Genomic DNA, 19,833 nt, shown 5'->3' on the forward strand with positions numbered 1-19,833 from the left:
TCTCGCACAGGAGAGAGACATGAGAAGATCGTTGACACGCGGCGTCCTCACGCTGGCTGCGCTCGGCCTTGCGGCGACCTTGACGGCGCCGGCCCAGGCCAAAACGGAAATCACGCTATCGCGCTTTTTCGGCGCCTGTGACGCCGAATACGGCAAGGTCAACGACGTGAGCCAGGCCTCTGGCGAATGCGGCATCATCACGACGCTCGTGAACCAGTTCAACGCGACGAATAAGGAAGACATCGTCGTCAAGCCGCAGATCATCGAGTGGGCCCCCTACTACACGCAGATCGACGCGCGCATTCTGAGCCGCGACGTGCCGACCATCTCGGTCATGCACGAGGCGGTCCTGGGCGACTACGTGAAGCGCAATCTGGTCGAGCCGCTCGACGACGGCTTCAAGTCGGTCGGCGTGGACACCAATGATTTCACGCCCCAGGCCCACCGCGCCGTGACGTTCGGCGGTAAGACCTATGCGCTGCCGTTCGACACCCATTCGTGGCTCTGGCACATCAACGTCAACCTGTTCAAGAAGGCGGGACTCGTCGACGCGAGCGGCAAGCCCATCCTGCCGAAGACACCCGACGAACTGCTTGCGCAGGCGAAGCAGTTCAAGGACAAGACGGGTCTGCCCTACTTCGCCGTGCCGATCGCCAATGAATCGGCCGCGCAAACGCGCACGTTCGACACCTGGGTCTATCAGCAAAACGGCACGCTGTTCCCCGCCGGCCCGACGAAGATCGACATGCACACGCCGGCCGCCGCCAACGCGCTCACGCTCTACGACAAGCTCATGAAGGCGGGCGACGTCACGCCGGGGCTCGACTATGGCGCGGCCAACCAGGCGTTCGAGAACGGCAAGGCCGGCGTGCTCATGGTCGGCACGTGGATGATCGAGGACTTCACGAATCTCGCGAAGAAGCCCGATTCCCCGCTCGCCAACGGCTACGACGTGGTGCCGTTCCCGAATCTGTATCAGAAGAAGGCGGTGTGGGCCGACGGCCACTCGTGGGTCATGCTCAAGGGCGGCGCGAAGGACGAAAAGACGCGCCACGCCGCGCTCGTGTTCCTCAAGTTCCTTTACGACCACGACGGCGACTGGGCGCGCACCGGCCATCTGCCCGCGCGCCAGTCGATCATCACGAGCGCCACGTTCAACGCGCTGCCGCATCGCGCGGAAATCAAGGAAATCTCGACCACCGGTTACGCGCTGCCGAACACGGTGCCGCGCCAGTTCGCAATCCAGCAGATCGTGGGCGAAGAGATCAGCAACATGCTCTCGACGGGCAAGTCGGTTGCCGACGTCCAGAAGGAAGCCGAGCAACGCACCAACGCCCTGCTCGCGCGATAACGCCACCGGAGGTCCGCGCCCGCCCGGCGCGGCCGCCTCACTACATATAGCTACAGGATGGATAGAGGAACACCATGATCGCTTCCCGCCTCATCGTCGACCGCGACTTCGTCATTTCCGAGCTCGACCGGCGCCTCTTCGGCGTCTTCGTCGAGCACATGGGCCGCTGTGTCTACACCGGCATTTTCGAGCCGGGCCATCCGGACGCCGACGAGCGCGGCTACCGCAAGGACGTGATGGCGCTCACGCGCGAACTCGGCCCGACGATCGTGCGTTACCCAGGCGGCAATTTCCTCTCGGGCTACAACTGGGAAGACGGCGTGGGTCCGCGCGAAAAACGCCCGCGCCGCCTCGATCTTGCGTGGTACTCCACCGAAACCAATCAGTTCGGCACGAACGAATTCATCGAATGGTGCCGTTCGCTCGACATCGAACCCATGTACGGCGTGAACCTCGGCACGCGCGGCCCCGACGAGGCGCGCCGCTTCGTCGAATACTGCAATCATCCGGGCGGCACGGCGCTCTCCGACCTGCGCCGCGAGCACGGCCATGAACAGCCTCACGACATCAAGTTCTGGTGTCTCGGCAATGAAATGGACGGCCCGTGGCAGATCTGCCGCAAGACTGCCGAAGAATACGGACGCGCCGCGCTCGAAACGGCCAAGCTCATGCGCTCGGTCGACCCCACCATTCAACTCGCCGCGTGCGGCTCCTCCACGCACGAAATGCCTACCTACGGCACGTGGGAGGACCGCGTGCTCGATCATTGCTTCGAGCAGGTCGATTTCATTTCGCTACATACTTACTTCGAGAACCGGCGCGACTCGACCGCGGAATTCTTCGGCAACATCGAGGTGATGGATCTGTTCATCAAGGAAATCGTCTCGGTGGCGGACAGCGTGGCCGCGCGCAAGCATTCGTCCAAACGCATCATGCTTTCATTCGACGAATGGAATGTCTGGTACAAGGCGCGCACCATCAACGACCTGCGCAAGCCGGGCTGGCCCGAGGCGCCGCGGCTCATCGAGGAGGTCTACAACCACGAGGACGCGCTCGTGGTGGGTGGCGCGCTCATCACCATGATGAACAATTCGGACCGCGTGAAAACCGCCTGTCTCGCGCAACTCGTCAACGTGATCGGGCCGATCATGACGGAGCCCGGCGGCCGCGCGTGGCGCCAGACCATCTTCCATCCGTTCGCGCAGGCCTCGAAATTCGGCCACGGCCGCGTGCTCAAACCGGTGATCGATTCACCCACTTACGAAGCCGAAACTTTCCCGGAGATCCCCTATCTCTGCGCAGCGGTGGTGGACGATCGCGCCACGGGCACGACGACCCTCTTCGCGCTCAATCGCCACCTGAGCGACGAAATGGAACTCGATATCGAACTGCGCGGACTCGGCAAGGAACGTACGCTCGATCACGCGCTCGAGTTGTATCATGCCAACATGAAAGCGGTGAACACGGTGGAGGCGCCGACGACGGTGGCGCCTGCAGTCAACAGCGCCGTGTCGGTCGAGGGGGAACGCGTGCGCGCGAAGCTCAAACCGGGCTCGTGGAACGTGATTGTGACGACCGCCCGATAACACAGCACGGACACGCTGTGCACGACGTCCATGAAGGGGAAGTGATGTTCGAGCGCGAACCGATCGTTGGCAATATAACAACGCAGATCGCCAAGATTATCGGCATGCGCGTGGTCTCGGGCGAGTTTGCGCCCGGCGACGCGCTACCGGTCGAAAGCGAACTGTGCAGCGCATACGGCGTGAGCCGCACCACGCTGCGCGAAGCGATCAAGCAGTTGGCGGGCAAACGGCTGATTGCCGTTTCGCCCAAGATCGGCACACGTGTCCTGCCCTTCTCCGACTGGAACCTGCTCGACCGCGATGTGCTCGCGTGGCGCCTCAATGCGCAGTTCGACTCGAAGATCGTCGAGGACATTTTCGAAATGCGCATCTGCTTCGAGCCGCGCGCGAGCTTTCTCGCCGCGCGCCACGGCAAGGAAGAGACCTTCCAGATCATCGAGCGCCGCTACCTGGAACTGGCAAGCGCCTACAGCCAGTCTGCCCAGCATGGCGCCTCGGACATACGCGCGGCCGCCGACGCGAATCTCGAGTTCCATCTCGCCATCATCACGGCCTCGCAGAACGGCATGTTCATCACGATCGGCAACGCCATCAAGGCCGCGCTGCGCGTGTCGTCGGAAATGATGCAGCGCCAGGCCGCGAAGCCCAGCGAAGACCTCGAACTCCACGATGCCGTGCGCCGGCACATCGTCGCGCGCGAAGCCGACGCTGCGGCGGCTGCGATGACGCGCCTGCTCGAGCAGTCGCGCGACCGGATCCTGCGTTATACGATCGCGCCTTGACGAGCGCGGGCGCGCGCTGCCGCGCTGTGCCGATTGCACCACCCGCTACTACGCACGGCTTGCGCGCGGCCGCTACCCGTGCGCACCCTGGTCTGCATCCCCTGCCGGCCACTATGCAGAAATCGTCACGAGTCGCACGTCAATCGAGCAAGACGCGCTGATTTTCGCTACCTAGACTGCAATCGCCGATCCCGCCACGTTACGCGGCAACGCGAAACCCACAGGCGTGCTCCGCAACAACTCCATATCGCACTCGCCGGCACGGCAGCACGGAGCGTCCGGCATTGCCCAAATTGCACCTGAGGGGAAGTGAAAAGTGAAATTGAAGGTAACGCACTCCGCACTTGTAGTCGCCTGGGCATTTTCATGTGCCGCCGCGCACGCCGATGTCGTCAAGATTGGTTTCGCCGCGCCGCTCACGGGCGCGCAGTCGAACTATGGCACTGACATGCAGAAGGGCGTGCAGCTGGCCATCAACGATTTCAACGCCACCCATCCCACCATCGCCGGCAAGCCTGTCTCGTTCGAACTCGACGCGCAGGACGACCAGGCTGACCCGCACACGGGAACGGTGGTGGCGCAACGTCTGATCGACGACGGCGTCAGCGGCATCATCGGCCACTTCAACTCGGGCACCAGCATTCCCGCCTCGGATCTGTACAACCGCGCCGGCCTGCCGCAAATCTCGATGGCGACCTCGCCGGTGTATACGGCACGCGGCTACAAGACGACGTTTCGCCTGCTGACGAGCGACGCGCAGGCCGGCCGCATCGTCGGCTCCTATGTCGTGAAGACGCTGCACTACAAGCGCATTGCGATCATCGACGACCGCACCGCATACGGCCAGGGCATTGCCGACGAGTTCGCGAAGGCCGTCGAGGCCGCCGGCGGCACGGTGGTCAAGCGCGACTACACGAACGACAAGGCGCTGGACTTCTCTGCAATCCTGACCAACCTGAAGGGCCTCAATCCGGATGCCGTGTTCTACGGCGGCGGCGACGCCCAATCGTCGCCGATGATCCGCAAGATGCGCCAGCTCGGCATCAAGGCGGCGTTCGTGACCGGCGAAATGTCGCGCTCGCCCACCTTCCTCAAAATTGGCGGCAGCGCGGCCGAAGGCGCGATCGTGTACATGGGCGGCCTGCCTAAGGAGAAGATGCCCGGCTTCGCCAGCTACGCCACGCGCTACAAGGCGCGTTTCGGTGAAGACCCGATCACGTACTCGCCGTACTCGTACGACGGTACGATGGCGCTTCTCACCGCGATGAAGGACGCGAACTCGACCGATCCGAAGGTCTATGGGCCGTACCTCGACAAGCTGTCGATCAAAGGCGTGTCGGCTGCAACCATTTCGTATGATTCGACCGGCGACCTCAAGGACGCGCCCGTGACCATCTACAAGGTCCAGCACGGCGATTTCAAGCCGGTCGACACGATCGCGGGTAGTTGATGTCGTTCGCGGGTCCATCATGGACCCGCTGAAGCCGAGCACTTGCTCCCGGGTGCCAGATCGCCCGTCTCGTCTGCTCCCGCAATCGGGCATGACCGTTGCGCCCACGCCTCGTACGCGGCGGCACCGCCGCCCGTCGAGAGCGAAGGGAGACAGTCATGAGGCAAACCGTATTGGGCGTCTACGACAGCTATGGGAGCGCGCGTTCCGCGCAAAAGGCGCTTGGCGACGCAGGCGTCGCGCAAGCCGACATCGCCATTTACTCGATGTCGGTCGAGGCACCGGCGGAAAAAGGGCCGCGTGTTTATGCATCCGGTGCGAGCAATGCGGGACAACCCACGCCAGTATTCGATCAACTCGAACGCCTGTTTGCGCGGCTCTTCACGCACGGCGCGTATCCGCCGGAGACCGAAGATTACCGGGAGTTCATCCGGCGCGGCGGAACCGTCGTCAGTGCGGACGTTTCCGAAATGCAGGTGAACCTGGCGCGCGAAGTGATGCGCAGCGCGGGCGCGGCCGACATCGAGGAACGCAGCAATGCCTGGCGCCATGCTTCGTCGGGCATGGCGCCTTCCCGGAGCACGACCGGAACGCCCGGTAATTCGCACGAGACATCGCCCGAGGCGGCAACCCAGACGCGGCATGCGGCATTTTCATCTGTAGTGCCAACCGTAGTCAGCGGCATGCAGCAGATCACAACGCACGCAACAACGGGACCCGAACGTGCCTCGAGCGCGGCCAAAGCGCCGCAGACATCGGCGAGGGGCCTGGTGGGCGATCCTGTCATGGGCACCCCGCTCGACGACACAGCCTATGAGACCGAAGTCCGCAATGCCTATGACGCAAACTTCGCGGACTCCGGGATGTCCTACGAAGAATATTGCGCAGCCTACGAGCACGGCGCCACACTAGGCCAGGACGAACGGTACCGCGAACGCGACTGGCAAGGCATCGAGCCCAGTGCTCGCGAGGATTGGGAGTCGCGCTACCCGGAAAACGGCTGGGAAAAGTTCAAGGCCGCCGTGCGCCACGGCTGGGAGCGCATGAAACGGGTTTGAAGCGACCTCCTTCCCCCTTCTTTTATTTGTTCCCAGGCTGCTGACCCAGGCAGCCCGGGAATGCGCGCTCGATTCACCTTCCTCGCCCTCCCCATCCCTTACACGGCGCGCGCCAAGCGCGTTTGCGGATTTCCTCCGTTCCAGCCCGGCTCGGCGCCTCGTCAGCGGTTCCCCCGCCGAATTCCCGCCTTTCAAACTTGCACATTCGTATACCCCCGGAAGGACTCGTAAGCGATCGGCCAAAGGCCACGCTGATTCCTGCTTCATGCGAACGCTCTGGAAGCGAAGATTTGCCTCGCCGCACGTCGATTGCCCCCCGATCGGCGTAAGGCGGGGCGCGCTTCCCCCTTCTCGGCGCGCCCCTTTTTTGTTCCATTGCGCCAAGGAGGCCCTTCATGACCAGCCCTATCGGTTCGAGCAGCATCGCGCACACGTCCTCGTTGACGACGCTGGGCGAAAACCGCAACACCAAAAACTCCAGCACGGGAGGCACCGCCGGTAACCCCTTTCCGCAGCAGGAAACCGTGAATCCGGCGATGCCCGTCGGTCCGCTCGGCCACAACATCAACACTTCGGCATGACCACTTCGCCGTCACGGGAGCCGTCGACGCGGCGCTCGCCCCTGTGCCAGACATCCCGCATGTCTACGCATGTGGTGCGCGCCGCGTCGGCCGTCGCCCTCGCCTGCCTCGCGCTGCCGCTCGACGGCTGTGCCGTGGTGGCCTTTCCATGCCGGGTCGCATCGGCCACGCTGAAGATCGTGCCGCTGGTCGGCCACCCCGCAGCCGTGCCGTTCGACGCGTGCGCGGCGGCGGTCGACTGATCGAGGTCCAGCCGATGAAACGGGCGTCATTGATCGCTTTCGTTTTGAGCGCGGCGAGCCTCGCGGCGCCGCTCTCGCCCGCGTATGCAGACACGCATTACGAAGGGCGCGTGCAAACGTACGTCGCGCCGAAGCCGCCCGCGCCGGCGACGCCGCCTGGCGAAGCGAGCGCTGTGATGGCCGCGAACGCGGCGCATGCGGCAAGCACAGCAAAACCGTCCACACCGCCGGCGAAAAAACGAAGGACGGCGCCCATTGCGCCGCCCGCCCGTCCGCGCGTTCCGGCGCCGGATGACACGCCCTTTGCGTTTCGCGGCATTGTGCTCGGCACGCCGCTGAGCGCGCTGCGGCAGTCGGATATGGTGCGTGCGACGCCGCATGAAAGCGAGTTGCTTTGCGAGACCGACATCGCGGGCAGCGACATCGGCATGATGGTCAAGAGTTATACGAGCCAGACGGTCGCGTGCCGGTGGGCGCACCACACGGCGCAAGGCTGGACGCCCTCGCGCGCGGTCGTGGACGGCGTGCCCGCGGTGGACCATATCCTGCGCTTTGCGCACGCATCGGCCGGTGATCCGCTGCGGCTTTATGAGATGTCGTTCGTCGTGGACTCGACAACGGCATTCGACCTGCGCAACCTGCTCGCCTCGCGCTACGGCGCGCCGCGCGTGCTTGGTGCGGCTTCGCTGCCGCTGCTCGTGTGGGAGAACGCGTCGAGCACGATCACCATCTGCCTGCTGCCCGACAGCCAGCGCGCGACGCTCACCTACCTCCTCAAGCCCGCCACGCTGCGTGGCAAAGGCAGCGAGAAGACGCTCAAGCTGAGCCAGTTCGATGAAGGCTGAAACGATGCACGCCAACCCGTCGCCGGGACGAACTCGACGAATCCGCTGAAATCGCTAAATCCGATGAATCACTCTTGCACTCGCCCCATCGCCATGCCATTCGATCGATCGGAATCCTCACTTTCCGGCGCATGCCACACGACTCGTTCGAAAGGCCTGCCGTACGTGTTGCTGTGCGCGTCGCTCGCCACGGCGCTCGCTGGCTGCGCGACGCCTGAGTCGATCGTCAACACGCCCATGACGCCGCCGCTCGCGGAACCGCTGTTGAACGTCAATACCAGCGGCGCGATCTATCAGTCGGGCACCGCCATCTCGCTATACGAAACACCGCGTGCGCAGCGAATCGGCGATGTGCTCACGATCCGGCTCTCCGAAACCTATAGCGGCAACGATGTCGCCAGTGCCGCCGCGAAGCGCGACAGCAACATCACAGCCACCGCTGCTGACCAGTCGACCGGCGCGGCGGCACGGCTCGCGCGCCTGTTCAATATCGGCTCGGCTTCGACCTCGTTCAACGGCAGCGGCAATCACTCGCTTTCGAGCGACATGACCGGCACGCTGGCGGTCACGGTCATCAGTAAAACGCCTACGGGCAATCTGGTCGTCTCCGGGGAGAAGATCATCGCGATGAGCGGTGAGCATCAACGGCTGCGGCTTTCCGGGATCGTTAATCCTAACGATGTGGAAGCCGATAATTACGTTGAGTCGGGGAAGATTGCTAATGCCCGGATCGAGCAGGTGGGGCGTGGGTTGCTTAATGATGCGACTACCGTCGGGTGGTTGCAGCGGATGTTTCTTAGTGTGCTGACGTTTTGAGTTTTTTTGTTTGCTTTCGCGTTTGGTTGTTTTCTTGTTTTCTTGTTTTCGCGTCGGTATGCTGGCGTTGCCCCTGTGCGGGGCGGCACCTACTTTTCTTTGCAGCGGCAAAGAAAAGTAGGCAAAAGAAAGCCGCTCAAACCGCTAACGCCTGCCACAGTTCACATCTCGTCATTAATGGTGAATGGCTCCGGAGCGTCTGTCATCTCGCACCTTCAAAGGTAGTGACAAGGCGCTCATACTTCCGGCGGCGCTACGCGCGCCGAAGGGCATAACCCAGAACAGTTAGTGCGCGTGCATTCTTGCGACGCTTGAAATACCCCTTGGTTTCCGCTGCAGACCCCACCGCAGCGCGCGTAGCGAGCAGCGGGATGAATGACTGCCTTGTCACTAAGTCGGATGGTGTGAGGCGACAGACGCTCCGGAGCCATTCGCCATTTACGGCGAGATGTGAACTGTGGCGGGCGCTGGCGGTTTGAGCGGCTTTCTTTTGCCTACTTTTCTTTGCCGCTGCAAAGAAAAGTAGGTGCCGCCCCGCACAGGGGCAACACTTGCATACCGACGAGAAAAAAAAAAGGAAATGCCAACAGTACAAAAAACCGAGCACAAAAAATACGCTCAGTCTTCCTCACCATCAGCCATTTCACCGTCAAACTCATCGGCATACTCACTGCCGCCTTCACCGTCCGGCTCCCGAACAGCATGTTCACCAAACCGCTCGGCAAACCCCACCTCGCCGTCCGGCACGAACACATACCCATGGCCCCAAACGGTCTGAAGATACCGCGGCTCAGAAGGGTCAGTTTCAATGAGCCGCCGCAAACGCCAGATCGCGACGTCGAGACTGCGGTTCCGATACCGCCCAGCCTCACCATATACGATCTCGATAATGCGCTCGCGCGAAAGAATCGTCATCGAGTGATTGACGAACAGCTTGAGAAACGCGAATTCGCTGGAACGCAGCGGCATGCGGACTTCGTCGCGATACAGCTCCCGCGAACGAAAATCGAGTTCGAAAGGGCCAAAGCGAAACGATTCCCGGCTCTCCGGCGCGCCCGTGAGGTTCGAAATACTGCGCCGGCGCATGACTGAACGAATGCGCGCCACCAGTTCGCCCGGATCGAACGGCTTGCCCACGTAGTCGTCGGCGCCGAATTCGAGGCCCAGCACGCGGTCGATCACTTCATTGCGCGCGGTGAGCATGATGACCGGCAAGTCGTCGCCGCTTTCGCGCAAGGCGCGCAGCGCGCTGATGCCATCCACTTCCGGCATCATGATATCGAGCACGACAACCTGCGGCCGCTCGGAGCGCAGCCGCTCCTGCATCGCACGCACGGAAGGCAGCGTCGTGACAGTAAAGCCACGCATCTGCAGATATTCGGCCGTGACGTCGCGCACGACCGGATCGTCGTCGACGAGAAAGATATTATTTGCCATGCGTAAATCGTAAGGGACGAGAACGAGCCGGTACAGGCCCGCAGCCTTACCAATCCTTTCCCGCGCATAGCGCGGGACACCCGTTTTACTGGTCGCTCGAGGCGGACTGGAATGAATTGCTCAATTGCGTCTGGTCGACCACCATGCTGTCCAACAGCCCCTTGAGCTTCACCGCCGCGCTCGAATAGCGGTCGGTGCCGAGACCGCGCACTTCGTAACGCCCCGTAACGGCAATATGGTTATGCATGAAGATCGTCAGGTTGATCGTCGAAAGATAGGCCCGGCTTTCGTCGCTGAACGTCGGCTTGCCGAATTCGATCGATGCGTTGTACACGAGGCGTCCTTCACAACTCACCGGCTCGGTGCCGGCGCCGTAGACATCCGAAGTCACGCCGCGCTGCGCGAGCACGAGCTGCAGCGATGGCACGAAGTCTCCCGACGTGACCATGGGATTGTTCTCGATGCAGATCGAACTGAGATTGACCGGCCGCCCCGACACGAACTTGGGCGAGGAGTAATTCGACGCGACCGCGTAACCCGCCTGAATCACGGAGCCGGTCGCATCGGCCGCGGTGATGAGCGTCCATGCGCAGCCGTTGAGCGCGAGCGCCGCGGCGCACGCGGCGCCGAGTTTCACCGCGCGCGCCCTCGCACGGCTGACGGATGACACGATTTCATGTGGCATGGGAGCGGATACCCGATGCGTTGATGGGCTGCGCGGAGCTTGACACGTTCCCGGCAGGACTCGCCACGCATGATCGGTGCAAAGCAATGCGCGCGATGGCCGGGACATCGGTCAATGTTGAATGTCACTTTCCACTTCTTCAAAAACCTCCCGCTCGGTAAGGGGTCGAACGGCGCTCGTGCGCGCCCTTTCAACGCAGAGGCGCGCGCCACAAGCGCTTGTCGACCTTCGCCCGTTACCGCGCGTCGCTGCGTGTGTAATGTTTCGTAAGCGCTCCTGCATTCTCCCCGCTGAGTGAGACATTGCGGATTCACCGCCGCGCTATCGTTCTCGCTGCGGTTCTCACTGCGGCGCCTCGCGCCTTTGCGACGCCGGACGAGCCACACCCTGTTCCTGTCTTTCTTCCGCTATTTCAACATCATCATGGCTGCCATGAACCGAGAACCGAAAATCCGTCGCGCCCCCTTCTTCAAGCGCGGCCTGAACGCTGCTGCGATCGCGCTGTTCGCGTCACTCGCTGGCTCGCCGTTCGCGCACGCTGCAAGCTTTCACTGCCCGCATAACGCGTCCGCTTCCGAGCGGCTCGTGTGCAACGATCCGACGCTCTCCGCGCTCGACGACAAACTGGCCGCGCTCTATCGCAGCGCCTTCGACGCGAGCACCGACACGACCGCGCTCGAAGCCGACCGCGTGAGCCAGTGGCAATGGCGCCAGCACAACTGCAAGGACAAGGCGTGCGTGACGGACTGGTACGACCGCCGCATCGCCGAGCTCGAAGGCGATCTCAAGCACGGTAAACAAGCCGCCGTGCGCCGCGTGAAGGAAGGCGTCGTCGACCAGCACCTGGCCCCGTCCGCGCAAGACGCCGTGCTCGAAATGCACGGCATCCCGCCCGCGCCGAAGGAAGTTGGCGCAGCGGCCGCCCCCTCTGCGGACAGCGCGAAAAGTGTGAAGAAAGCGGGCGCGAAAGTCGCGGCTGCCGAAGCCGATGCGCCGCTGCATCTGCAAAAGATGCCGAGCGGCGTCGCCGCCGACGCGCGCCAGACGCGGCTCGCACAAGCGCAGGCACACGCGCACCGCCTGCCCCAGAAGGAAGCCGCACCGTCGGGCGACGTCTCGGCAATGACCGCGAAGATGGCTGGCGCGAACTCGGCATTCGCCAAAGCGGCAGGCATGGCGTCCATCGACGCGCCGGCTGCGCAGCCCGCGAGCCCCGCGGCCACCGAAGCCGCCGCGAAGCCGGCGGCGGACCAGGCGAGTGCACAGCAGGGCGTGAGCGCACTCAACTGCGCATCCGTCGCGTCGACGGAATCCGCGCACGCTACGCAGGCATCCATCGAGCAAGGCGCCGTCGCCATGAAGTAAGAGGCCATGTAAGCTACGGCAAGAAATCTGCGGTCGCGCGCTGTTCTGCCGGTTGTCGATATCAAATAAAATACGGCGATGAGTCCACACGTTCTCATCGTCGACGACGATCCGGTCGTGCGCGATCTCCTCTCCAGCTTTCTTCGGGCCAACGGTTTCGAGGCCTCGGTCCTCCACGACGGCACGCATCTCGGTGCCCGGCTGGAACGCGAGCGGCCTTCGGTCGTCGTGCTCGACGTCATGATGCCGCGCACCGACGGCTTGCGCGCCCTCGCCGCCTTGCGCGCGCAGGGTGACGACATTCCGGTGATCTTCGCCTCCGCGCGCGGCGCAGTGGGCGACCGCATTGCGGGTCTCACACTGGGCGCGGACGACTACGTCGCCAAGCCCTTCGATCCCCAGGAATTGCTGCTGCGGATCCAGACCGTGCTGCGCAGGCGCGGCAACGGCCCCGCGGGCGCACCCGTGGCGCGCGAACGCTATCGCTTCGGCGCCTTCGAACTCGATTTCATGGCGCGCACGCTCGAACGTGACGGCGAGCGCGTGCCGCTGCGCAGCAGTGAGTTCGTGCTCCTGAAGATTTTCACGGAGCATCCGTACCGCGTGCTTTCACGCGTGCTGATTCACGACCTGCTCCACGCAGACGGCCTCGAATTCAACGAGCGCAGTCTCGACGTACCGGTCTGGCGCCTGCGCCGCGTGATCGAAGACAATCCTGCGCAGCCGCGCTACGTGCAGACCCTGCGCGGCAAGGGCTACGTGTTCGTGCCGCAGAGCGGGGTCGGCATCGAAGGCGACATCGACCATCCCCCAGCAGACGACAGCGGCCCCAGCCTGAACACGTAATGGCATGAACAATCCGTTGAATACGCTGTTCGGGCGCATGGCGCTGATGTCCGCGCTCCTGCTGTTCGCCATCCAGGCATGCTGGTTCATCGTGTTCGCGCCGCAGCCGCGCCGCCACGAAGTGGAAGGCTTCGAGCGCGGTCTGCTGCTCATGCTGCATGCCGCAACCAGCGCGGCGCCCGGTACGGCGACGAGCGCGGCACCCAGCACGCCTCCCAACGAAATGGACCTCGCGCCGGCGCTGCGCGTGCATCTCGTGCCCACCTGGAACATGCCCGCCGACGTGCGGCTCGAAGTGCCCAGGCGCGAGCCGCTCGCCGACTTGCGCAAGCAACTGCTGCGCGACCTGCCGCCCGGCACCGAGATTCTCGCCGACCTGCGCCATCGCGAAGCCCTGTGGGTACGTTTCGCGGGCCAGCCCACGTGGATCGTCGCGCCCGTCGATCTGCCGCCAGCGCGCAACCTGCTGCCGCTGTTCGGCTCGATGCTCGCCATCTCGCTGCTTCTCGCGCTCCTCGCCATGTGGCAGATGCAACGTCCGCTCTCGCTCGTGGCCCAGGCCGCGCGCGCGTTCGGCACCGGCCATCGTCCCGCGCCCGTCAAGCAGCACGGGCCGCGCGAATTGCGCGAACTGATCGGCTCGTTCAACGGCATGATGAAGCAGCTCAACGAAGCCGACGACGATCAGGCCGTCATGCTCGCGGGCGTCGCTCACGATCTCAAGTCGCCGCTCACGCGACTGAAGCTGCGTGCGAGCATGATGGGCTCGGAGCGCGAGCGCGAACAACTGATCCGCGAAGTCGATTCGCTGAACGATATCGTCCAGCAGTTTCTGGAATTCGCCCGCCAGCGGCCCGAAGCGGGTCCGGAAGTGGAAGTCGATGCGCTGCTGCGCGAGCAGTTCTTTTCCGATGCCGGCGACGACGACGATGCGCTCTTCAGGCTCGATCTGCGCGCGGGCTCGGCGTTCCGGCTGCCGCGCACGCTGCTCGACCGGCTCGTGTCGAATCTCGTCGACAATGCGCTCGAACACGGCGTGCCGCCCGTGGAAATCGCCACGCGCCGCGAAGGCGCGCAGTGGATCGTCGAAGTGCGCGATCATGGCCCCGGCATCCCGCCCGAGCGCGTGGCCGCGGCGCTTAAACCCTTCGTACGCCTTGACGAAGCACGCGGTGGTGAAGGCCATTGCGGATTGGGGCTCGCCATCGTGACGCGCCTCACGCGCAATCAGGGTGGTCGCTGCGAGTTGTCCAATCACCCCGAAGGCGGTCTGCGCGTGCGTATCGCGCTGCCGGCAGATGCACGGGCAACGGTGTAAGTCCCTAATTGCCCTCTATACCCCCGTTGATTCGACGCTGCGCGCCGCTCAGACCACGAGCCGGCCGCGCAGACGATTGACCGTGTCGGCCGCAAGGCCGAGCCCTGTGGTGAGATAGCGGTTAAGGTCGCCGTAGCTGCCCTGCACCGCGTCGAACGCGGCCTGCAGATAGCTGGCCTGCACGGGCGGCGTCAGATTGGCGGCATCCGCGCCCGTCGAGCGCCACGCGTCGGTCAGCATGAAATCCTTCACGATGATTTCGAGCGGCACGTTGGCGATCAGCAGCAACAGCGCGCACGCCCAGCCCACCACGTCCACGCCTGTGCCACCCGTGATCAGCAGCGGCCCCGGCGCGTCCGCGATATGTTCGAGCAGCGCCCCGTAGATCGAGCATTGCGTGCGGCCCGTTACGAGCGCGCGCCAATGCATTTGCATCGCCGCATCGAGCTCACCCGCAAGCATGCCCGCGAACGACGGCGGCTCGAGCGTGCCCAACACATTGAGCGCGAGGTAACTGGCGGTGCTGGGTGTCACGTCGGGCGCCGCGTCGATTTCCGCAGGCGTGCGCAGATCGTAGATGTTGGACAGCGCCATGCGCTCGAGCGTCGCGGCGTCGGCTGCGTTCGGCGTGAGCGCGTCGGAGCGGTAGATCAAGGCGCGGCGCACGTGCGCGCCGTCGCTCGTCGAGTAGCCCGGCGCGGCGCCGCCCAGATCGCGGAAGTTCGCGACGGAACCGATGACGGGCGTCGGCGCATCCTGCGCGCCGTCGCCTCCCGTATATTCGCCGCCACACGCACTCAGCAACGTGCTCGCGCAACCGCTCAGCGCCAGCAGGCTCACCGTGCCCTTGAGCAGCACGCGGCGCGGCGGGTTGGCGAGCGCGCCGCCACTGCGGTTGAAGTTGCCGGTCGCGGCCACAGGCAAACGCTTACGCGCCTGCGCGAACGAAGAAGTGTAGGCGGAGAAAGGCAAATTCATCGGTTGGCAGCTTAGGTAGGGAACCCGCAGTTCGCGCGGGCCGCTGCAACGTCGCGCGTCGCATGCGTTCGGAAAGGCCGCAGTTTACCGGCAGATGCGCCTGAAAAGGTAAAAGCGCAAAACGCCGTAATAATTTTTTCCGATTCACGGGGCATTGCGCACCGATATTTTCCGCCGGTTTGTACTTATATTCTTACCGGATCTTTCCATTTACACAAAACAGGTAATTTCCGTGGTAATGCGCGGTTATTTCCGATTTCAAGCCATGCCTGAATAACGGCTGCGCGGGGCATTTTCTTTATGGATATTTCAAGTCCTTTCCAAATATTATTCTTGACGCTCTTTGTCGCGCTTTTATAATCGCCCGTGAATTCAGGCATTCGCCTGGGCCACCGTGGCGGTCGTCGGCTGCCTCTCGGAGTACCACGTCATGTACAAAGGCAGTGTGACCGAAGAAGCGCGTGAAGTGCTGCGCGCAATCGAGCTGATCCAGCTGGGCGCACGCATGCCTGTGCTCGAAAAAGAACTGACACTTTCGCGCAATCGTTTGATCAGGCTTTATCGGGAACTCAAGAACGCTTCGCCGCCCAAGGGCATGCTGCCGTTTTCGGCGGACTGGTATTTCACGTGGCTGCCGAACATTCATGCTTCGCTCTTCTACAACATCTATCTGTTCCTGACCGATAGAGCGAAATGCAGCCGGCTCGACGCCCTCACGCGTGCGTACCGCCTTTATCTCGAGCACTGCGAGAGCGCCGAAACCGAACGCGTGCTGAGCTTCACGCGGGCGTGGACGCTGCTGCGCTTCTTCGAAGGCGGCCTGCTCACGCTGTCGAGCTGCACCGTTTGCTCCGGCCGTTTCGTGCGCCACGTGCGCGACGCACACAAACCCACCGCCTGCTGCATTTGCATGCCGCCCGCGCGCGCCGGCATGACGCGCGCCACACGCGCGAGCCGCACGCCGGAAACCGATACCCCTGCAGCCACCTCCGCCACGCGAGGCCGCGCCGCAGCAGCGCTCGGCGAGCTTTCGGGCACCATGCGCGAAACCATGCGCGACACGATCGCCGAAGTCACGCGCGCCCTCGATCCAAAGCGGTCCGCGAACCGCTTGCGCCTCGTCGCTTCGGTCCCCGTCTAGGTCAAAGCGGCACATTCCTTACGCCACATCTTCATCGCGCTCTGCATCCGCCTGCAGAGCGCGAATATCGCACGCGCAAATCCGGCAGATTGCTTTGTGATCCTGATGAACATGCTGATTCTGGCGCAGTTCGCATTGCTGCGCCGCAAGTTCGATGGCGTGTGAGTGCGCGGCCTGCCAGATCTCCCAGGCGATCTGCGCGCCGCTTTGCGAATAGTCGTCGTTGTGATCGCGCTCGAGCGCATCGGGCAGGCGCGTGTGGACTTGCAGATAGTGCGTGCGATAAAGCGCCTCGAATATCTCGCGGCGTGACGGGCGCTTCACGCTCGCCTCTTCGCGAACGTGAGCGGATTTGTGAGGCGCAGAGACTTCATCCACATGCGGCGTCGAGGCGTACTTCTTCTTGCGGGTGGGGAGGATCACGCGGTCGTCGCGCGGTCATACGCGCACGACGTTACGGATACCGATATTGTCGCAGGCTGGGCAAAAGAATTGGCCGCGGAATATCGCGAATTTTTCAGCGTTATTCGTGAGTCGTTTCAGCGCTGGACCTGCGATTATTGCAGGCATAAGGAAGTCGAAAGGAGTCGACCATGCAAATCGGGGCGGCGACACAGTTCGCCAACAGCAACGCCAACACGAGCACACTCCGTGCGGGCGCGGCTTCAGACCAGGCAGAACAGGACGGCGCGCAGTCGGGCGACGTGTCGACGACCGTCGCGCCGTCCACATCGCAGGACGATGCCGTGCAGATTTCGCCGCAAGGCTATGCGGCCGCGTCGACCGACGATAGCGCGGACAGCGACGACGCTGCGGCCGACGCGAGCGATGCTGCCGGCACGAGCGGCACGAGCGACACCAGCGATGCCACCGAAACGAGCGACGCATCCGGCGCGACAGCGACGTCGGCCAACGCGCAGCCCATGAAATCGCTCGTTTATGGCGCGCTGGGGCTCGAGCGTCCCGACGCGCCAGCCGACCCGAACCACACCTATACGCTTGGGCGCTGGATCGCAGCAGGCATTACGCTCGGCGGCATCATTTCGCTGTTCATTTGAGCGGCACGGCGCCGCAATCCGGCGCGCATAATGTTTCGGAGACCCGATGATATGGGTGGCTAGTCGGCTATCATCACTGCCGGCAAGACCATCAACCCATAACGTACACGAGGTCCGCCCGTGGCTCTCAGCGCCGTTGCCGCTTCGCAAGCCGTTCCGCTCGCCGCCATCGCTGCCGCGGCCGTCGCGCTCGTCAAGGGCGGCCCGAGGCAGCCCGAGCCGCTCGAATCGATCAACGCGCCGTTCAAGGAGGTCGACTTTTCCGACCTTCCCGCGCTGCGCCGTTATACGGCGCGAGACGGTGCATCGCTCGCCTGGCGCGCCTACCTGCCGCAGGCGGGTGCGCCGCAAGCGTGTGTCGTGCTCATCCACGGATCGTCGGCAAGCAGCGCGAGCCTCCACCCGCTCGCGCGCCAGTTCGCCGCCGCGGGCTACGCGGCCTGCGTGCCCGATATACGCGGCCACGGCGAATCGGGACGCAAGGGCACGATCGCCTACATCGGCCAGCTGGAAGACGACCTCGAAGACCTGCTCGCCGCACTGCCGGGCGAGCTGGCCGCACTGCCCAGAACGCTGATCGGTTTTTCGTCGGGCGGCGGCTTTGCGCTGCGCTTTGCAGGCGGCACACGTCAGCGTCTGTTCGAGCGTTACGTGCTGCTCGCACCCTTCCTGCACCACAAGGCGCGCACCACGCGCAACGAGGTCGGCGGCTGGGTGTCGGTCGGCATACCGCGCCTCATCGTCATCGCCATGCTCAACGGTCTGCGCATCCGCGTCTTCAATCATCTGCCGACGATCGCCTATGCGCTCGCGCCCGAGGTCCGCGACGAGCTCACCCCGCAGTATTCGTTCAACCTGATGCAGAATTTCCGCCCGCACGACGACTACCGCGCGGACATACGCCGCGCGCGGCAGCCGCTGCACGTGCTGGCCGGCGCCGACGACGAGGTTTTTCACGCCCGCGAATACGCGGCGGCGTTCGAGGAAGCCGGCGCGCACGTGCCGGTCACGATCGTACCCGGCGTGGGGCACATCGGCCTGACGCTGGATGCCACTGCCATCGCCACGATCATCGGCTGCGTGAAGCCATCAGGCACATAAGGCAGGTGCCGCTCGCCGGCGCGTCGCCTGTCCAGATCCGCCAGGCTGGCGGAATCCGCCGATTGATCTTCGCGGCGAACTGGCCCATATTCAAATGAGTGCGTAAATCAGGCACCGGTTTTGCGGCAATTCGTCAATCGAAGCGAAAGCGCGCTGCTCCCATGCTCAAGGCCCCTGGTCACGACGATTCCGATCCGTCGGAGTGCCCCTACTGCGGGACCAGGTTCAACGCGCCGCTCGCACTCTGCCCCCAATGCGGCGCGAATCAAGCGGCCGCCGCGGCCCGCATCGCAGGCCTGCCGGACGAACGCGCGCACGGGGTTGCCGAGCGCTTGCGCGCGAACCTGGCCCTTGGCGCCAATCGGCCCTACGACGGCGAGTACCCTTCGATCGACGAGGAACACGTCGCCGAGCGCAAGCGGCTGCCGCGCTATGCCTGGGCGGGTCTCGGCGCGCTCGCGATCGCGCTCACCGGCTATGCGTTCGTGCATCGCAGCGAATGGGAGCCGAAGCTCGGCGCACAGGTGATCGTGGGGTCCGTGAGCGGGTTGAAGGGCGCGCAGGGCACCCACGGCACTAGCGGCACAGTCACCGCGCTGACTAACCGGCCGCCCGCCGTCCTGCCGCGTGCGAACGCGGCCCAGCGCCGCGTCGCCCAGGAGAATGCGCCGGCCGTCTCACGCCCGCCCGCCGCGCCGCACTATGCGAGTGCGCATCCCGAGGTCGCGAGCAATCTCGCCAGCGCGCGTCTGAATCTCGACAAGAACAACCTCTGGCCCGCACGCAGGGCGCTCACGAGTGCGCTCGCCGTAGAGCCCGGCAACGCAGAAGCGCAGCAGATGCAAGCCGACCTCGTCGCGCGCGAGCAGCAGCGCGACGCGCTGATCGGCGAAGCGCGGCAATGCGCGCACGAGCGCGAATGGGCTTGCGTGCGGCAAGACGCGGGGCATGCGGTGGAAGTCGACGCATCGAGCCGCGAAGCGAGGCACCTGCTCACGCTCGCCAGCACCGAGCGCCGGCCGGGCGCCACCAAGCGCAACGGCCGGACGTGGCCATGGGAAAGCCAGTATGCGCAGGCAGGCGACAGCCGCTCCCGTCAGGATCCCCTCTTCTGGCATCACTGATCCGCCCCTCGGGCAATACTTGCAGACGATTTGTGAACGGTGAATAATATTGAACGTCGTTCAATATTA

Annotated in this window: 20 protein-coding genes; 16 read left to right on the forward strand and 4 right to left on the reverse strand. The window is 64.0% G+C overall.

Going from position 1 to position 19,833, the window contains the following annotated elements; genetic code table 11:
* The first annotated feature begins 19 nt into the window (after positions 1–19).
* From AB4Y35_RS25865 to AB4Y35_RS25905, 9 genes are all read left to right on the forward strand, one after another.
* Positions 20–1,351, forward strand: coding sequence for an extracellular solute-binding protein (locus tag AB4Y35_RS25865; protein WP_368706562.1), 1,332 nt, complete (start codon positions 20–22; stop codon positions 1,349–1,351).
* 74 nt (positions 1,352–1,425) lie between these two features.
* Entirely contained in the window at positions 1,426–2,937 is a 1,512-nt protein-coding gene (locus AB4Y35_RS25870) for an alpha-N-arabinofuranosidase (protein ID WP_368706563.1), read from the forward strand.
* A gap of 17 nt (positions 2,938–2,954) precedes the next feature.
* Positions 2,955–3,719, forward strand: coding sequence for a FadR/GntR family transcriptional regulator (locus AB4Y35_RS25875; RefSeq protein WP_342924890.1), 765 nt, complete (start codon positions 2,955–2,957; stop codon positions 3,717–3,719).
* A gap of 316 nt (positions 3,720–4,035) precedes the next feature.
* A complete protein-coding gene (locus AB4Y35_RS25880; RefSeq protein WP_368706564.1) occupies positions 4,036–5,169 on the forward strand; it encodes a branched-chain amino acid ABC transporter substrate-binding protein in 1,134 nt (377 codons plus the stop codon).
* Between the two features lie 173 nt (positions 5,170–5,342).
* Positions 5,343–6,227 (forward strand): hypothetical protein, encoded by an 885-nt coding sequence (locus AB4Y35_RS25885; RefSeq protein WP_368706565.1) that lies wholly within the window; start codon positions 5,343–5,345, stop codon positions 6,225–6,227.
* A gap of 395 nt (positions 6,228–6,622) precedes the next feature.
* Positions 6,623–6,808: a hypothetical protein gene (locus AB4Y35_RS25890; RefSeq protein ID WP_342924887.1), complete on the forward strand. Its 186-nt coding sequence runs from the start codon at positions 6,623–6,625 to the stop codon at positions 6,806–6,808.
* A gap of 59 nt (positions 6,809–6,867) precedes the next feature.
* The gene (locus AB4Y35_RS25895; protein WP_368706566.1) at positions 6,868–7,050 is read left to right on the forward strand and encodes a DUF6726 family protein; all 183 of its coding nucleotides are present in this window, start codon (positions 6,868–6,870) and stop codon (positions 7,048–7,050) included.
* 14 nt (positions 7,051–7,064) lie between these two features.
* Complete coding sequence (locus AB4Y35_RS25900) at positions 7,065–7,895, forward strand: hypothetical protein (RefSeq protein ID WP_368706567.1); 831 nt, start codon at positions 7,065–7,067, stop codon at positions 7,893–7,895.
* Between the two features lie 93 nt (positions 7,896–7,988).
* A complete protein-coding gene (locus tag AB4Y35_RS25905) occupies positions 7,989–8,711 on the forward strand; it encodes a flagellar basal body L-ring protein FlgH (protein ID WP_368706568.1) in 723 nt (240 codons plus the stop codon).
* Positions 8,712–9,329: 618 nt separating this feature from the next.
* On the opposite strand, the gene AB4Y35_RS25910 is transcribed toward AB4Y35_RS25905, so the two are convergent.
* Entirely contained in the window at positions 9,330–10,148 is an 819-nt protein-coding gene (locus tag AB4Y35_RS25910) for a response regulator (RefSeq protein WP_368706569.1), read from the reverse strand.
* A gap of 85 nt (positions 10,149–10,233) precedes the next feature.
* Positions 10,234–10,785, reverse strand: coding sequence for a hypothetical protein (locus AB4Y35_RS25915; protein ID WP_342922732.1), 552 nt, complete (start codon positions 10,783–10,785; stop codon positions 10,234–10,236).
* Between the two features lie 480 nt (positions 10,786–11,265).
* Between AB4Y35_RS25915 and AB4Y35_RS25920 the strand changes: the two genes are divergently transcribed.
* From AB4Y35_RS25920 to AB4Y35_RS25930, 3 genes are all read left to right on the forward strand, one after another.
* Positions 11,266–12,198: a lysozyme inhibitor LprI family protein gene (locus AB4Y35_RS25920; protein WP_368706570.1), complete on the forward strand. Its 933-nt coding sequence runs from the start codon at positions 11,266–11,268 to the stop codon at positions 12,196–12,198.
* A gap of 78 nt (positions 12,199–12,276) precedes the next feature.
* Positions 12,277–13,044 carry a response regulator gene (locus AB4Y35_RS25925; RefSeq protein WP_368706571.1) on the forward strand — a complete coding sequence of 256 codons (768 nt, stop codon included), beginning with the start codon at positions 12,277–12,279 and terminating at the stop codon, positions 13,042–13,044.
* 4 nt (positions 13,045–13,048) lie between these two features.
* Positions 13,049–14,362 (forward strand): ATP-binding protein, encoded by a 1,314-nt coding sequence (locus tag AB4Y35_RS25930; protein ID WP_368688896.1) that lies wholly within the window; start codon positions 13,049–13,051, stop codon positions 14,360–14,362.
* A gap of 48 nt (positions 14,363–14,410) precedes the next feature.
* Here AB4Y35_RS25930 and AB4Y35_RS25935 read toward each other — a convergent pair whose 3' ends face one another.
* Positions 14,411–15,340 (reverse strand): tyrosine-protein phosphatase, encoded by a 930-nt coding sequence (locus AB4Y35_RS25935; RefSeq protein WP_368706572.1) that lies wholly within the window; start codon positions 15,338–15,340, stop codon positions 14,411–14,413.
* 430 nt (positions 15,341–15,770) lie between these two features.
* Here AB4Y35_RS25935 and flhC point away from each other — a divergent pair, with 430 nt between their 5' ends.
* Entirely contained in the window at positions 15,771–16,481 is a 711-nt protein-coding gene (gene flhC / locus AB4Y35_RS25940; RefSeq protein WP_368706573.1) for a flagellar transcriptional regulator FlhC, read from the forward strand.
* An 18-nt stretch (positions 16,482–16,499) separates the two neighbouring features.
* Here the strand turns inward: flhC and AB4Y35_RS25945 are convergent, their stop codons facing one another.
* Complete coding sequence (locus tag AB4Y35_RS25945; protein WP_368706574.1) at positions 16,500–16,904, reverse strand: hypothetical protein; 405 nt, start codon at positions 16,902–16,904, stop codon at positions 16,500–16,502.
* A 170-nt stretch (positions 16,905–17,074) separates the two neighbouring features.
* On the opposite strand from AB4Y35_RS25945, the gene AB4Y35_RS25950 reads away from it, so the two are divergent.
* From AB4Y35_RS25950 to AB4Y35_RS25960, 3 genes are all read left to right on the forward strand, one after another.
* Positions 17,075–17,539 carry a hypothetical protein gene (locus AB4Y35_RS25950; RefSeq protein WP_368706575.1) on the forward strand — a complete coding sequence of 155 codons (465 nt, stop codon included), beginning with the start codon at positions 17,075–17,077 and terminating at the stop codon, positions 17,537–17,539.
* A 120-nt stretch (positions 17,540–17,659) separates the two neighbouring features.
* Positions 17,660–18,640, forward strand: coding sequence for an alpha/beta hydrolase (locus AB4Y35_RS25955; protein WP_368706576.1), 981 nt, complete (start codon positions 17,660–17,662; stop codon positions 18,638–18,640).
* 161 nt (positions 18,641–18,801) lie between these two features.
* Positions 18,802–19,764, forward strand: a complete 963-nt coding sequence (locus AB4Y35_RS25960) for a hypothetical protein (protein WP_368706577.1) — start codon at positions 18,802–18,804, stop codon at positions 19,762–19,764.
* Positions 19,765–19,833 lie beyond the last annotated feature (69 nt).

The sequence above is a fragment of the Paraburkholderia sp. EG286A genome (assembly GCF_040965375.1).
GTDB lineage: Bacteria > Pseudomonadota > Gammaproteobacteria > Burkholderiales > Burkholderiaceae > Paraburkholderia.